This window comes from Streptomyces sp. NRRL F-5122 (genome assembly GCF_001507435.1).
Taxonomy (GTDB): Bacteria; Actinomycetota; Actinomycetes; order Streptomycetales; family Streptomycetaceae; genus Streptomyces; species Streptomyces lannensis.
The window spans coordinates 29,272-44,724 of record NZ_LMWH01000093.1 but is presented as its reverse complement, the minus strand read 5'-3'; the positions used below and the strand labels follow the sequence as shown (position 1 = coordinate 44,724).

General features: G+C 71.3%; 12 protein-coding genes. 4 read left to right on the top strand and 8 right to left on the bottom strand.

Annotated features, from left to right (window positions below; genetic code table 11):
• Positions 1-61: 61 nt before the first annotated feature.
• From ADL25_RS11865 to ADL25_RS11840, 6 genes are all read right to left on the bottom strand, one after another.
• Entirely contained in the window at positions 62-361 is a 300-nt protein-coding gene (locus ADL25_RS11865) for a hypothetical protein (protein ID WP_059127651.1), read from the bottom strand.
• Between the two features lie 479 nt (positions 362-840).
• Entirely contained in the window at positions 841-1,890 is a 1,050-nt protein-coding gene (locus ADL25_RS11860; RefSeq protein WP_059127650.1) for an ABC transporter substrate-binding protein, read from the bottom strand.
• Between the two features lie 529 nt (positions 1,891-2,419).
• Positions 2,420-3,580, bottom strand: a complete 1,161-nt coding sequence (locus ADL25_RS11855) for an acyl-CoA dehydrogenase family protein (protein ID WP_059127649.1) — start codon at positions 3,578-3,580, stop codon at positions 2,420-2,422.
• A gap of 5 nt (positions 3,581-3,585) precedes the next feature.
• Positions 3,586-4,503 carry a hydroxymethylglutaryl-CoA lyase gene (locus ADL25_RS11850; protein ID WP_079050311.1) on the bottom strand — a complete coding sequence of 306 codons (918 nt, stop codon included), beginning with the start codon at positions 4,501-4,503 and terminating at the stop codon, positions 3,586-3,588.
• A 17-nt stretch (positions 4,504-4,520) separates the two neighbouring features.
• Positions 4,521-6,470 (bottom strand): acetyl-CoA carboxylase biotin carboxylase subunit, encoded by a 1,950-nt coding sequence (locus ADL25_RS11845; RefSeq protein WP_059127647.1) that lies wholly within the window; start codon positions 6,468-6,470, stop codon positions 4,521-4,523.
• Between the two features lie 8 nt (positions 6,471-6,478).
• The gene (locus ADL25_RS11840) at positions 6,479-8,095 is read right to left on the bottom strand and encodes a carboxyl transferase domain-containing protein (RefSeq protein WP_059127646.1); all 1,617 of its coding nucleotides are present in this window, start codon (positions 8,093-8,095) and stop codon (positions 6,479-6,481) included.
• An 86-nt stretch (positions 8,096-8,181) separates the two neighbouring features.
• Here ADL25_RS11840 and ADL25_RS11835 point away from each other — a divergent pair, with 86 nt between their 5' ends.
• The 3 genes from ADL25_RS11835 (at position 8,182) to ADL25_RS11825 (ending at position 11,038) form a co-directional block, all read left to right on the top strand.
• Positions 8,182-8,790 (top strand): TetR/AcrR family transcriptional regulator, encoded by a 609-nt coding sequence (locus tag ADL25_RS11835; RefSeq protein ID WP_059127645.1) that lies wholly within the window; start codon positions 8,182-8,184, stop codon positions 8,788-8,790.
• Positions 8,791-8,978: 188 nt separating this feature from the next.
• Positions 8,979-10,136, top strand: coding sequence for an acyl-CoA dehydrogenase family protein (locus ADL25_RS11830; protein ID WP_059127738.1), 1,158 nt, complete (start codon positions 8,979-8,981; stop codon positions 10,134-10,136).
• A 35-nt stretch (positions 10,137-10,171) separates the two neighbouring features.
• Entirely contained in the window at positions 10,172-11,038 is an 867-nt protein-coding gene (locus ADL25_RS11825) for an acyl-CoA thioesterase (protein ID WP_059127644.1), read from the top strand.
• A 236-nt stretch (positions 11,039-11,274) separates the two neighbouring features.
• On the opposite strand, the gene ADL25_RS11820 is transcribed toward ADL25_RS11825, so the two are convergent.
• Together ADL25_RS11820 and ADL25_RS11815 are read right to left on the bottom strand one after the other, a co-directional pair.
• Positions 11,275-12,063: a phosphatase gene (locus ADL25_RS11820; RefSeq protein ID WP_059127737.1), complete on the bottom strand. Its 789-nt coding sequence runs from the start codon at positions 12,061-12,063 to the stop codon at positions 11,275-11,277.
• Between the two features lie 88 nt (positions 12,064-12,151).
• Complete coding sequence (locus ADL25_RS11815) at positions 12,152-13,768, bottom strand: PucR family transcriptional regulator (RefSeq protein WP_059127643.1); 1,617 nt, start codon at positions 13,766-13,768, stop codon at positions 12,152-12,154.
• 200 nt (positions 13,769-13,968) lie between these two features.
• Between ADL25_RS11815 and ADL25_RS11810 the strand changes: the two genes are divergently transcribed.
• Positions 13,969-15,429: a sodium:solute symporter gene (locus ADL25_RS11810; RefSeq protein WP_059127642.1), complete on the top strand. Its 1,461-nt coding sequence runs from the start codon at positions 13,969-13,971 to the stop codon at positions 15,427-15,429.
• Positions 15,430-15,453: the final 24 nt, after the last annotated feature.

The following is a 15,453-nucleotide window of genomic DNA, read 5'->3' as shown; positions in this document are numbered from 1 at the left end:
GGGTGGGGAAGGGCGAAGTCGCCCGGTCAAGCTTAGGTTAGCCTAACCTAACTTTACTCGCCTACCCTCCCGTGGTCGCGGTCACCCCCCCGGTGCGTGGCCGTCCCTCCACTGGAGCCGTGCCGCCAAGGACGATGATGCGGTGGCGGTCGATCCCGCTGTCGACGACGAACTGCCGGCGCAACGCCTCGACCCGGCGGAACTCGCCCGCGATCCGGACGTACGAGCCGTGAGTCAAAGGGAGTTCGGGTTCACGAATGGCGGCGGGGCCGCAGTCGTGGGGGACACCTGTCTCCTTCTCGGAGCGGTGCGGGGCTTCCTCGTCCACGAGCCGGCTGATCCGGGTGTCGGTCCGGCTCACGGGTTCCTCGACGTCGGCGGCGTGTCCGGCCTCGGGCCAGGCATGGGCGCGGGCGCCCGGGCCGGTGTTGGAGGAACGCGGCGGGTGTCCGGGCGGACGGAAGCGGATCGCATGTCGTCTTCCGTCGCCGGGGCCGGGGAGCGTGGCGCCGTCCCGGCGAGCGGCGTGTCACGGGGTCCGTCGTCCGGTCGGGCCGGGCTTCATGCCGTGCGGCACGAGACCGGAGTTGATCCGGCCGGGGACCACGCGGCAGCGGGGCCGGGCCGCCGGGATGCGGAAAAGGGGGGAGGGGCGCGCTGGTCCCGTCCGCCCGAGTGGGACGCGCGCAGTTCGCCTCCCGTGACGGTGACCCGGGCCGGAGACGGACCGAGCCGCCCCGTCCGTTCCGACCGGAGGGAGAAGGAACGGGACGGGGCGGCTGCGGCCGTCGCCATCGGGGCTTCCGAGGGGCGGGGCCCCGGGGCTCGGCGAGGGTTGGGTCAGCCGACCTTCTTCGCCGTCTCGATCGCCTTGGCGAGGTTTTCGAGCAGCGGGGCGCACTTGTCGTACGACAGGATCGGCTCGGGATCGCGGGCGATGACCTGGCCGGCTTTGACCGCGGGAAGCTTCTTCCAGGTCGCCTCGGTGATGTCGGCGGGCTGGATGGCCGAGGTGCGGTTGTCCATCATGATGACGTCGGCCTTGTACTTGTCGACGTTCTCCCAGCTGAGGTTCTCGAACCAGCCGCCGCTCGCCTTGAGCACGGAGGGGGACGGCTCGACGAAGTTCACGCCGAGGGCCTTGAAGTACTCCAGGTCGATGGAGAGGTTCGAGCCGGAGACATAGAAGATGTCCTGGCTCGCGGAACCCGCCAGCACCTTGATGTCGGGCTTGGCCTTGGTCGCCGCGCGCAGCCGGGCGGCCGCGTCCTCGAACCGCTTCTTGGCCTGGGCGATCTTCGCGCTGGTGGTGTCCGCGCCGAGCGACTTCGCGAGCTCGAGCATGCGCTGCAGCGGCTCGGTCATCTGGCGGTCGTAGACGGAGATCCCGACGCTCGGGGCGCCGACGGCGAGGATCTTCTTCTTGGACTCCTCCGGGACGTACCACAGGGTTCCGGCGTCGTCGAACATCGTGGAGACGAGCAGATCGGGGGTGAGGGCCGCGTACTTCTCGATGTTGAACTGGCCCCACTCGTTGCCGAGGACGGTGACCTTGCTGATGTCGAGGTCGCCGGCCTGGACGTCGGCCTTGCCGTCCTTGGTCTTCGTCGGGCCGAAGACGCCCTTCACCTCCACGCCGTAGTCGTGCAGCGCGGCGGCGACGCCCACGAAGGCGACGATGTTCGACGGCGTCTTGTCCGCCTTCGCGGTCTGGCCGCGGTCGTCCTTGAACGACCAGGGGCCGGCCTCGGCCTCGGCCGTTCCCTTGTCCGAGGCGCTGCCTTTCCCCTTGTCGTCGCCGCAGGCCGCGAGCACGGCACCGAGGCCGAGGGCGCCGCCGGCGGCGAGGATGCCGCGGCGGGAAAGACGGGTGGCACGGGCGTTGGACATGAGTCAGGCTGCTTTCGAACGGGGCGGAGCATCCGCCGGGCCAATTCGAAGGTAGGTTAGCCTAACCTCACTAATTGTCCAGTGGTGGGGGTGCCGAGGCTTTACCGGGCGACCCCCTCGTGCCGAGGCTCATATTCCCGGGCTTTACCGTTTCACCGGCAGATCTTGACCTCGCCCACTCGGGGGCGGACCACGGGAGTCGGCCGCACCACCGTCAACTCGTAAGGTCTGGGCGTGTATTGGGCGTTGTGGTCGAGGGGCGCCTGCGGGCGTGAGGGCGCCCCTGTCCGGGCGGAGGGGGCCTGCGCCGGTCGACGGGGCCGAGGCCGACGGGACGTTTCGCCGTGGGTCCGGGCCCGGGAGCGGATCGCCCGGGAACACGGCGGAGGCAGGCCGAGGCGGCTTGCGGGCCTTCGGGGCCCGTTCCGCGTGCCGCAGCGGGACATTGCGGGCGGGCACGGGCACCTCTGAGTCACCCGCGCCCGGAGGCGGCCGCGCGCACCGCGGCCGCCCGGACGGGGTGCCGACGTCAGCCCGCCAGCCCCAACTCCCTGGCGATCAGCATCCGCTGGACCTCGCTCGTGCCCTCGCCGATCTCCAGGATCTTGGAGTCACGCCACATGCGGGCCACCGGGTACTCGTTCATGAAGCCGTAGCCGCCGTGGACCTGGGTGGCGTCACGGGCGTTGTCGACGGCGACCGTGGACGAGTAGAGCTTCGCCAGGGCCGCCTCCTTCTTGAAGGGCTCCCCGGAGACAAGGCGGGAGGCGGCGTCGCGCCAGGCCAGACGGGCCGTGTGGGCCTTCATCTCCATATCGGCGATCTTGAACTGGATCGCCTGGTACGTGCCGATGGAGCGGCCGAAGGCATGACGCTCCTTCGCGTACTTCACCGACTCGTCCACACAGCCCTGGGCCAGGCCCGTCGCCAGGGCCGAGATGGCGACGCGGCCCTCGTCCAGGATGCGCAGGAACTGGGCGTAGCCGCGGCCCTCCTCGCCGAGCAGGTTCGCGGCGGGCACGCGGACGTCCACGAAGGACAGCTCGCGGGTGTCCGAGGCGTTCCAGCCGACCTTGGAGTACGGGGCCGCCACCGTGAAGCCGGGCGTGCCGGACGGGACGATGATCGACGAGATCTGCGGGCGGCCGTCAGGAGCACGCCCGGTGACCGCCGTGACGGTCACCAGGCCGGTGATGTCCGTGCCCGAGTTGGTGATGAAGCACTTCGTGCCGTTGATCACCCATTCGTCGGTCTCGGTGTCCAGCCGGGCCGTGGTGCGCGTCGCGCCCGCGTCCGAACCGCCGTCCGGTTCCGTCAGACCGAAGGCGCCCAGGACCTCGCCGGAGCACAGACGGGGGAGCCACTCCTGCTTCTGGGCCTCCGTGCCGAAGCGGTACACCGGCATGGCGCCCAGCGAGACGCCTGCCTCCAGGGTGATGGCCACGGAGGAGTCCACCCGGGCGAGCTCCTCCAGTGCGATGCCGAGCGCCAGGTAGTCGCCGCCCATGCCGCCGTACTCCTCCGGGAAGGGCAGCCCGAACAGGCCCATGCGACCCATCTCGCGGACGATCTCGTACGGGAACTCATGGCGCTCGTAGAAGTCGCCGATCTTGGGCGCCACGACGTCGTGAGCGAACTCCTCGACCGTGCGCCGGAGTTCCTCCAGTTCGGGGGAGAGGTGGTGGTCCATGGGGTTCACTCCTTGTGGGAGAGGGCTCGGACGGTTCGGGACGGGCTGGGCCGGTCCAGGTGCGCGGCCATCCACACGCTCGTGGCGGTGAGCCGGCCGAGATCGACCCCGGTTTCGATACCGAGGCCCTGAAGCATCCACACGAGGTCCTCGGTGGCGAGGTTTCCGGTGGCGGACTTCGCGTACGGGCAGCCGCCGAGACCGCCCGCGGAGGCGTCGACGGTCGTCACGCCGTGCTGGAGCGCCGCCAGGGTGTTGGCGAGCGCCTGACCGTAGGTGTCGTGGAAGTGCACACCGATCGCGCTGGTCGGCACGCCCTCCTCGTTCAGCTCCGAGAGCAGGTCCTGGACGTGGCCCGGGGTCGCCACCCCGATCGTGTCGCCCAGGCTCAGCTCGTCGCAGCCCATGTCCATGAGCGCCTTGCAGACCCGGACCACCTGGTGGATCGGGACGGCGCCCTCCCAGGGATCGCCGAAGCACATGGAGACATAGCCGCGGACGTGCACCTTCCGGGACTTCGCGTGCTCGACGACCGGCTCGAAGATCCCGAGGGACTCGTCCAGTGTGCGGTTGAGGTTGGCCTTGGCGAAGGATTCGGTGGCGCTCGCGAAGACGGCCACCCGGCGCACTCCGAGCGCGAGGGCGCGGTCCAGTCCGCGCTGGTTCGGCACGAGCACCGGCAGTTCCACGGGCAGCTCGCTGACGAGCGGGAACAACTGCTCCGCGTCCGCGAGCTGGGGTACCCACTTGGGGTGGACGAAGCTGGTGGCCTCGATGGTGGTCAGGCCCGAGTCGGCGAGCCGGCGGATGAACTCCGCCTTCACCTCGGTGGGCACCGTGCGTCCTTCGTTCTGCAGTCCGTCGCGCGCGCCGACCTCGTGGATCCTGACCCTCGGGGGCAGGTCCTCGGACGGCACGACCATGGGCAGTTTCTGAGCGGTCACTTCTCCACCTCTCCGTCCACCCGGCCGTCCTCGTGGGGCGCGATCACGGCCAGCACCTGGTCCATGGCGACCGTCGTGCCGGGGGTGACGTCGAGTTCGGCGACGGTCCCGGCGTGCGGGGCGGAGATGACGTGCTCCATCTTCATCGCCTCGACGACCAGCAGGCTCTGCCCGGCCGTCACCTCGTCCCCGACGGCCACCTTCACGACGGTCACCGTGCCCGGCATGGGCGCGGTCAGCGAGTCGGTCCCCGAGCGGGCGGCGCCGGTGAGCGACGCGGCGACCGGGTCGTGGTCGCGCACGTGCCAGGCGTCGCCGTCGCGGCCCAGCCAGTCGGCGGCACGGTGGAACGTGTGGCGTACGCCGTCCAGGACGACGGACACCCGGTCCCCGGTGACCGTATGGGCACCCCGGGGGGCGTACACCACCGGCTCGTACACCCGCAGGGGGAAGGCCACGGGCCTGGGCTCGCCCCCGAGGCGCCAGCCGCTCGGCACGGAGAACGGGTCGGTCCAGCCCTCGCCGTGCGGCCGCAGCGCGTCCAGACGGACGGCGGCGGCGGCCTCGTAGACCTCCTCGGGGACCTCGGTCGGGACGAGGCCGTCCACCTCACGCTCCACGAGGCCGGTGTCCAACTCACCCGCCACGACGGCCGGATGGGCCAGCAGGCGGCGCAGGAAGCCGGCGTTGGTCTGCACGCCCAGGGTGACGGTCCGCGCGAGGGCCGCGCGCAGCCTGCGCAGCGCGGTGGCACGGTCGGGGCCGTACGCGATGACCTTCGAGAGCATCGGGTCGTACAGGCTGCCGACCTCGGTGCCCTCGGTCAGCCCCGAGTCGGTGCGCACCCCGTCGCCCTGGGGTTCGTGCAGCGACAGCACCGTGCCGCCGGAGGGGAGGAAGCCGCGGGCCGGGTCCTCGGCGCAGACGCGGGCCTCGATCGCGTGCCCGGTGAGCGAGACGTCCCGTTGCCCGAAGGACAGCGGCTCGCCCGCCGCCACCCGTACCTGCCACTCGACCAGGTCCAGGCCGGTGACCAGCTCGGTGACCGGGTGCTCGACCTGAAGGCGGGTGTTCATCTCCATGAAGTAGTAGGAGGAGGGGTCGCTGCCCGGCACGATGAACTCCACCGTGCCCGCGCCCTCGTACCCGCACGAGCGGGCCGCCTGGACCGCCGCCTCGCCCATCGCCGCGCGAGTCGTCTCGTCGAGGAGGACGCTCGGCGCCTCCTCGATGATCTTCTGGTGGCGGCGCTGGAGCGAGCACTCACGCTCGCCCAGGTGCACCACATTGCCGTGGCCGTCCGCCAGGACCTGGATCTCGATGTGGCGGGGCCGGTCGATCCAGCGCTCGACGAGCAGTGTGTCGTCACCGAAGGAGGCGCGGGCCTCACGGCGGGCGGCCGCGATCTCCTCGGCCAGCAGCTCCGGCTCCCGCACCAGCCGCATGCCCTTGCCGCCACCGCCGGCCGACGGCTTGAGCAGCACCGGCATGCCGATCTCACGGGCCGCGGCGTGCAGTTCGGCGTCCGTCAGTCCGCTGCCGCTCGATCCCGGGACGACCGGGACCCCGGCGGCCCGTACCGTCTCCTTGGCGCGGATCTTGTCGCCCATGAGCGAGATGGCCTGCGCGGGGGGTCCGATGAAGACCAGCCCCGCATCCGTGCAGGCCCGCGCGAAGGCGGCGTTCTCCGCGAGGAAGCCGTACCCCGGGTGCACCGCCTGGGCGCCGCTCCGCGCGGCGGCCTCGAGCAGCCGCTCCACCGACAGATAGCTCTCGGCCGCGGGTGCCGGTCCGATCCGTACGGCTGTGTCGGCCTCCCGGACGTGCCGGGAGTCGGTGTCCGCGTCGGAGAAGACGGCCACCGAGCGCACACCGAGCGAACGCAGCGTCCGGATGACCCGGACCGCGATCTCGCCCCGGTTGGCCACAAGCACTGTGTCGAACATGGATCCCCTCACATCCGGAAGACGCCGAAGCCGGGATCGCCCAGCGGGGCGTTGGCGCAGGCGGTCAGGGCCAGTCCCAGCACCTGCCGGGTCTCCATCGGGTCGATCACTCCGTCGTCCCACAGCCGGGCCGTCGCGTAGTAGGCGTTCCCCTGCTGTTCGTACTGGGCGCGGATCGGGGCCTTGAAGGACTCCTCGTCCTCCGGCGGCCAGGACTCCCCGCGGGCCTCGAACTGGTCGCGCTTGACGGTCGCGAGGACCGACGCGGCCTGCTCACCGCCCATCACCGAGATCTTCGCGTTCGGCCACATCCACAGGAAGCGCGGTGAATACGCCCGGCCGCACATCGAGTAGTTGCCCGCGCCGAACGAGCCGCCCACGACGACCGTGAGCTTCGGTACACGAGTGCAGGCGACCGCCGTGACCATCTTCGCGCCGTGCTTGGCGATGCCGCCCGCCTCGTAGTCGCGGCCGACCATGAAGCCGGAGATGTTCTGCAGGAACACCAGCGGGATGCCGCGCTGGTCGCACAGCTCGATGAAGTGGGCGCCCTTCTGGGCGGACTCGGAGAACAGGATGCCGTTGTTGGCGACGATCCCGACCGGGTGGCCGTGGATCCGGGCGAAGCCGGTGACAAGGGTCTGCCCGAACTCCGCCTTGAACTCGGCGAAGCGCGAGCCGTCCACCACACGCGCGATGACCTCGCGCACGTCGTAGGGGGTGCGGGAGTCGACGGGCACCGCGCCGTAGAGGGCGTACGGGTCCACCTTCGGCTCCACCGGGGGGACGACCTCCCAGGGCAGCGGGCCCCGGGCGGGGAGGGTCGAGACGATCGTCCGGACGATCCGCAGCGCGTGCGCGTCGTCCTCCGCGAGGTGGTCCGTCACACCGGACACCCGCGAGTGGACCTCGCCGCCGCCCAGCTCCTCGGCGGTCACCACCTCGCCGGTGGCCGCCTTCACCAGGGGAGGCCCGCCCAGGAAGATGGTGCCCTGGTTGCGCACGATGACGGCCTCGTCGCTCATCGCAGGGACGTAGGCCCCGCCCGCCGTGCAGGAGCCGAGGACGGCCGCGATCTGCGGAATGCCGGCGCCGGACATCCGCGCCTGGTTGTAGAAGATCCGCCCGAAGTGCTCGCGGTCGGGGAACACCTCGTCCTGCATGGGCAGGAAGGCGCCTCCAGAGTCGACGAGGTAGACGCAGGGGAGGCGGTTCTCGAGCGCCACCTCCTGGGCGCGCAGATGCTTCTTCACCGTCATCGGGTAGTACGTGCCGCCCTTGACCGTGGCGTCGTTGGCAACGATCACGCACTCGCGGCCGCTGATCCGCCCGATCCCGGCGATCACGCCGGCGGCGGGCGCCTGTCCGTCGTACATCCCGTCGGCGGCGAGGGGCGCCAGCTCAAGGAAGGGCGACCCGGGATCCAGCAGGGTGTCCACCCGGTCGCGCGGCAGCAGCTTGCCGCGTGCCGTATGGCGCGCGCGGGCCTTGTCGCCGCCGCCCAGCCGGGCCGCGGCAAGCTTCGCGCGCAGTTCCTCACCCAGCTCGCGGTGCGCCTCTTCATTGGCCCGCCAGGCCTCCGACGCGGGATCGGCCGCGCTCGTCAGCTCCGGTGCCTCCAGCATCCTGCGGTCCCCTCACCTTGTTAATGAGCGTTAACGCATTTCCTTCAGGTTAACGACCGCTAACCTCCCTGTCTAGAATCGATTCCATGGCCACCAGAACCGACGCCCCCACCCGTCGCGAGCAGATCCTCAAGGAGGCCGCGCGGCTGTTCGCCGAGCGCGGCTTCCACGGCGTCGGGGTGGACGAGATAGGTGCCGCGGTCGGCATCAGCGGACCCGGTCTGTACCGGCACTTCGCAGGCAAGGACGCGATGCTCGCCGAGCTGCTCGTGGGCATCAGCGGGCAGCTGCTGACCGGGGCCAGACGACGGGTCGCCGAGGCGGACGGGGAGCCCGCGGGGCGCGACCCCGGAAGGGTCCTCGACTCGCTGATCGAGGGGCACATCGACTTCGCGCTCGACGACCGTCCCCTGATCACCCTGCACGACCGTGAGCTGGACCGCCTCCGGGACGCCGACCGCAAGCTGGTGCGTCAGCTGCAGCGGCAGTACGTCGAGCTGTGGGTGGGTGTCGTCCGCGAGGTGTATCCGGAACTGGCCGAGCCGACCGCCCGCTCGGCCGTGCACTCGGTCTTCGGCCTCCTCAACTCGACACCGCATCTGGGGCGGCCGGGTTCGCTCCCGGGCCGCGGGGTGACGTCGGAGCTGCTGCACCGGATGGCGAGGGGGGCGTTCGCGGCGGCCGGGTCGGACTGAGCTGGCTGCTCCGCAAGCGTGACGAGCGTTACGTGCGGACCGCTCTGGACGACCGTCGTGACCGGCCGGTAACGTATCTGCTGAGCAAGCGCTTAGCCATGGGGTCGCCGCCGGCGTAACCCGGACGGCGAGCAACCAGGTACGCGAGAGCGGCGCCGGTTCAGGCGCACAGAAGGGCGGTGGCGGCGGTGCGCCGTACGGTGTTCAACGAGGACCACGAGGCATTCCGGGAGACCCTGCGCGCCTTCATCGAGGCCGAGGTCGTCCCGGTCTACGACGAGTGGTTCGCCGCCGGCCAGGCGCCGCGCGAGTTCTACTACAAGCTCGCCGAGCTCGGCCTGTTCGGCATCAACGTGCCGGAGGAGTTCGGCGGCGCCGGTCTGGAGACGCACAAGTTCGAGGCGATCCAGTACGAGGAGACCGCCCGCGCGGGCGTCACCTTCGGCGGTTCCGGCGTGCACGTGCTGCTCGCCCTGCCCTACATAAAGATGCTCGCCACCGACGAGCAGAAGAAGCGCTACCTCCCGAAGTTCGTCTCCGCCGAGGAGATGTGGGCGATCGCGATGACCGAGCCGGGCACCGGTTCCGACCTCGCGGGCATGAAGACCACCGCCAAGCTCTCCGAGGACGGCACGCACTACGTCCTCAACGGCGCCAAGACCTTCATCACCGGTGGCGTCCACGCCGACCGGGTCATCGTCTGCGCCCGCACCTCCGCGCCCACCGCCGAGGACCGCCGCTACGGCATCTCCCTGTTCGCGGTGGACACCAAGTCCGAGGGCTACTCGGTCGGCCGCAAGCTCGACAAGCTCGGCCTGAAGACCTCGGACACCGCCGAGCTGGCCTTCGTCGACGTCAAGGTCCCGCTCGAGGACCTGCTCGGCGAGGAGAACAAGGGCTTCTACTACCTCGGTGCCAACCTCCCCTCCGAGCGCTGGGGCATCGCCTTCGGTGCGTACGCGCAGGCCAAGGCCGCCGTCCGGTTCGCCAAGCAGTACGTGCAGGACCGCACCGTCTTCGGCAAGCCGGTCGCCCACTTCCAGAACACCAAGTTCGAGCTGGCCGCCTGCCAGTCCGAGGTGGACGCCGCCGAGGCGGTCGCCGACCGCGCCCTCGAGGCCCTGGACGCCGGTGACCTGACCCCGGCCGAGGCCGCCTCCGCCAAGCTCTTCTGCACCGAGGTCGCGCACCGCGTCATCGACCGCTGCCTCCAGCTGCACGGCGGCTACGGCTACATGAACGAGTACCCGATCGCCCGCCTGTACGCCGACAACCGCGTCAACCGGATCTACGGCGGCACCAGCGAGATCATGAAGTCGATCATCGCCAAGGACATGGGTCTGTAAGGCCCCGGAAAAGACTGCCCGATACAACTGACCCCATGAGTCAGGCACTGCAGTCCCTGCTCGATCTGCTCGACCTCGAGCGGATCGAGCAGGACATCTTCCGTGGAAGGTCCCGGTCGGCCGTCGTCCCGCGCGTGTTCGGCGGACAGGTGGCGGCCCAGGCGATGGTGGCCGCCGGGCGGACGGTCCCCGAGGACCGGCCCGCCCACTCCCTGCACGCGTACTTCCTGCGCCCCGGGGATCCGGGCGCGCCCATCGTCTACGAGGTCGACCGGATCCGCGACGGCCGCTCCTTCACCACGCGCCGGGTCGTCGCGGTGCAGCACGGCAAGCCGATCTTCCACCTCTCGGCGTCCTTCCAGAGTCACGAGGACGGCCTCGACCACCAGGCCCCGATGCCGCCCGCACCGGACCCGGAGTCGCTGCCCACCTCGCACGAGCGGATGCGCGGCTACGGCCACATCCCGTCCGATGTCGTGGAGCGGTTGCTGGAGGCCCGGGCGGCGGTCGATCTGCGCTACGTCGAGGAGCCTCCCTACGGGAAGTTCGGCGAGCCGCGCGATCCGCACTCCCAGGTGTGGTTCCGCACCAACGGCAAGCTCGACGACGATCCGCTGCTGCACGTCGTGCTCGCCACGTACGTCTCCGACATGACGCTCCTCGACTCCGTCCTGCTCGCGCACGGACGGGGCGGCTGGGCGCTCGGCGACGTCGTCGGGGCCTCACTGGACCACGCCATGTGGTTCCACCGGCCGTTCCGCGCCGACGAGTGGCTCCTGTACGACCAGGAGTCCCCGTCGGCGTACGGCGGGCGCGGGCTCGGCCAGGCCCGTATCTACACCGAGGACGGCCGGCTGGCGATCTCGGTGATCCAGGAAGGTGTGGTCCGCGTCCCGCGGTGACGTCGCGGTACGTGTGCGGGGCCGGGGGCTCACCCGTGCGGGGGAGCCTCGTTTCGCATTCCCGCCGCCTCGAATGCGGGTAGGACCCGACTCGGCGAACCCGCCGGTCCCGGTGGCCGGACTCGGCGTGACCGCCGATCGGTGGTCCTGCCGGGTCCGTGCCGCACCTGGCGACGGGGGCTACGGGGGCGGGGCGACGGGCGGGACGTGTGTCCCGCTCCGACGGATCACGCCACTCAGGCCAGCCCAGCGGCGTTCAGCAGGTACGCCGTCATCGGGTCGTAGTGGCGCGGGCTCGTCACATGGTCGTCGAGGGGGATCGTCACCTGGACGGTGCCCTCGGCCTCGGCGAGGAACAGGGCCGGGTCGTTGCAGTCGGCGTACCCGACCGAGTCGATCCCGGACTGGCCCGCGCGGCCGGCCCAGCCGTGGTCGGCGACGACCAGGTCCGGCAGGGGGCGGCCTTCGCGCTCGAGGCCCTTCAGGATCTCGCGCATGGGCTCGCCGGAGTGGGTGTGCCACAGCGTGGCGCCGTGCTCCAGGACGGCCACGTCGGCGAACTGCATGACGTAGCCCTCCTCCGTCTGCAGCCCCTCCGGGATCACGACGATCTCGCAGCCGGCGGCGCGCAGCGCGGCGGCCGTGGCGCGGTGGACGTCGAGCAGTCCGCCGGGGTGACCGGTGGCGAACAGGACCCGCTGCTCCCCGTCGGCGGCCTTGCGCAGGCGTGCCGCGAGGCGCTCCAGGGCGTCGACGGTCAGTTCGGGATCGATGGTGTCCTGGCCGTAGCGGTACTCGGGGTCGTCGTTGACGCCGCAGCGCTCCGCCATGACCGCGAGGACGTCGTGCTCGTCGGTCCAGCGGTCCCCGAGCTCCAGGCCGAGCCAGAAGTTGCGGTCGCCGTTCGAGAGCTTGCGGTAGTGGGAGAGGTTGTTCTCGCGGGGCGTGGCGACGTCTCCCGCGATACGGGTCCGTACGAGGTGGTCGACCAGTTCGGCGCGGCTGGGGATCGCGGGTATCGGCATGGCACCCATTCTGCCGGGCGCACCCGGTGGTGGGGGCCGGTGTCCCGCACCATGGGACATGGCTCACTCGAGAACGGGTCCCGGCCCGTCAGTCCTGTCCCACCTGCTTCAGCGCGAACCACAGTTCCATGCGTATGTCGGGATCGTCGAGGTCCGCCCGCAGCAGGGTCGCGCAGCGGGCGATGCGCTGGCGGACCGTGTTGCGGTGGACCGAGAGCGCCACCGCCGTGCGGTCCCAGCTGCCGTGCAGGGAGAGCCAGGCGCGCAGCGTCTCGGTGAGCGCGGGGGCGTTGGAGAGCGGCGCGAGCAGGGTGCGGGCGTGCACCTCCGCCTGCGCGGGCGGGACCAGGTCGGCCAGGCCCGTGCGCTTGCCGTGGCGCACCAGCGGCGTCCGGGTTGCGCGGGCGCGGGCCAGTGCGCGGGAGGCCTGGGTGTCGGCGGCGGGCCAGTCGTGCGGGGCGACGGCGGCGCTGACACCGAGGGTCCAGCCGGGCTGCGGGGCGGGTTCGCGATCGGCAGGGACGAGGACGCGCACGACTCCGTTCGCGAGGTCGACCAGCGCGGACCCGAGAGCGGCGCCGAGCGCGGAGGCGGCCACGGAGCCCCGGGCGTCCCGGCCGCCCGCGCGGGGCTCCGGGACCGAGGGCGGCCGGGCGTCCGCCCGCGCGTGCACGACGAGCCACCGTTCGGCGCCGAGCAGCGGCGTGACCGCCTCCGGCGCGGCCCCCAGCAGCAGTCGTACGAGCGCCGCGGATCGCGCCGCGTCGTCGCCGCTCTGGTGCTCACCGGTCAGGAGGGAGAGGAGGACGGCGGCGACCGACGCGATGGTGTTGTCGCCCGGGTCGCGCCGCGGTGACGCGACGCCGAGCACAAAGCCCTGTGCGGTGCCGAGAGCGTAGGCGGCGAGGTGGGTGCCGGCCACGGTGTCGGCGGCGGAGGACGGAGCCGGCCGCCCGGCCGGAAGGGCGCGGACCGCTCCGGAGGACACGACCGGCCGGACGACCCGCGCCAGCCCCGCCATGGCCTCCTGCGCCTCGGCGGCCTGCTCCCGGCCCGCCGTCGCGATCTGCGCACCGTCCGGTCCGTACAGCACCGACCAGCCGGCCACCCGCTGTGCCAGCTGCCGCAGCACGGAGGGCACCGGGTCCGGGCGCGCCGCCGCCGCGGCCAGACTCTGCTGGGCCTCGGTGACTCGGCGCAGCTCGGCGAGGCGGGCCTGTGCCATCAGCTGCCACACCGCCCGGGCCACACCGGAGAAGGTCGTCCGGGGCGGCACCTCGAGGAGCGGCAGTCCGTGCCGGTCGCAGGCCTCGACCAGCGCACGCGGCACCGTGTCGTGCACCGGCGCAACGCCGAAACCGAGTGCCGCGCCGCCCGCCGCCACGATCCGGGAGACGTAGTCGTCGAAGTACGCGTCCCATGCGCAGGCGGCCCTACCGGGTGCGTCCCGGTCGGGGCCCGCGGCCTCCGGGACGTGCACACCCGCCGTCAGCAGCAGCTCACCGCCCAGCAGATACGGATAGGGGTCCGCCATCTCCGAGGTGTGCGCCCAGTGGATCACGGTGTCCGGGCCACTCGGTCCCGCGATCTGCCGCAGGGCCAGGTCCTCCCGGGCGAGCAGGGCGGCCAGGGGCACCGGTGGGGTCGGCGGCACCGCCGGTGCCGAGGGGGTCGCTGTGTCCGGCATGGTGGACGGTTCCTCCATAACGCTCCGCTCGAGTGGATGAAACGTACACTTCAGTGTCGCTTTCCGGCCACCTAGGGTCGGTCCAGACCGGCAGCCGTGGGTACGGGCGGATGTCCCCGCGAGCCGCTGCCGTCCACACCGGTCGAGCCGACAGCCGGCCGCGTCCCCGAGACCCATCTGCACGACACGCCACCGGAGCGCGCGAAGGAGGGCCCCTTATGGCCGTCGACTACACAGTGATCGTCGTCTATCTGGTCGGCATGCTGGCCATGGGCTGGTGGGGCATGCGCCGCGCCAGGTCCAAGAGCGAGTTCCTCGTCGCGGGCCGCCGCCTCGGACCCGCCATGTACTCCGGCACGATGGCCGCGATCGTGCTGGGCGGCGCGTCCACCATCGGAGGCGTCGGCCTCGGCTACCAGTACGGGCTCTCCGGCGCCTGGATGGTGTTCACCATCGGCCTCGGCCTGCTCGCCCTGTCGGTGTTCTTCTCCGCGCGCATCGCCCGCCTGAAGGTCTACACCGTCTCGGAGATGCTCGACCTGCGCTACGGCGGCCGGGCCGGGATGATCTCGGGCCTGGTCATGTGGGCCTACACCCTCATGCTCGCGGTCACCTCGACCATCGCCTACGCCACCATTTTCGACGTCCTCTTCGACATGAACCGGACCGTCGCGATCGTGCTCGGCGGCACCATCGTCGTCGCGTACTCGACGCTCGGCGGGATGTGGTCCATCACGCTGACCGACATGGTGCAGTTCGTGGTGAAGACCATCGGCGTCCTGCTCCTGCTGCTGCCCATCGCGGTCGTCAAGGCCGGCGGCTTCAGCGAGATGAAGGCCCAGTTGCCCACCTCGTACTTCGACCCGCTGGGCATCGGCGGTGAGACGATCTTCACCTATGTGCTGATCTACACCTTCGGCATGCTGATCGGGCAGGACATCTGGCAGCGCGTCTTCACCGCGCGCGGCGACCGCACCGCCAAGTGGGGCGGCACCGTGGCCGGCACCTACTGCCTCGTCTACGCACTCGCCGGCGCCGTCATCGGTACCGCGGCCAAGGTGATGTACCCGAAGCTGGGCAGCCCGGACGACGCGTTCGCGACCATCGTCAAGGACGAACTGCCCATCGGCATAAGGGGGCTGGTGCTCGCCGCCGCTCTTGCCGCCGTGATGTCGACCTCGTCCGGTGCGCTCATCGCGTGCGCGACCGTCGCCAACAACGACATCTGGTCACGGCTGCGCGGGATCGTGCGCCAGGGCGAGGAGGGCCACGACGAGGTCAAGGGCAACCGGGTCTTCATCCTGATCATGGGGGTCGGCGTGATCGGTACGGCCATCGCGCTGAACAACGTGGTCGAGGCGCTGACCGTCGCCTACAACCTGCTCGTGGGCGGCCTGCTCGTCCCCATCCTCGGCGGACTGCTGTGGAAGCGGGGCACCGTGCAGGGCGCCCTCGCCTCGGTGGCGGTCGGCGGCCTCGCCGTCATTGGCCTGATGGCGTCCTACGGCATCCTCGCCAACGAGCCGGTCTACTACGGGCTGCTGGCCTCGCTCGCGGTGTACGTCGTGGTGTCGCTCTTGACGAAGCCGACGGACGAGGCCGTGCTGGCCACCTGGCGCGAGCGGCTCGCGGGCCGCGGCGCGCCCGCCGTGGACGAGCCCGCGGCAGTGGGCGCCTAGCCCCCTTGCTTCGGCCCGGCAGCC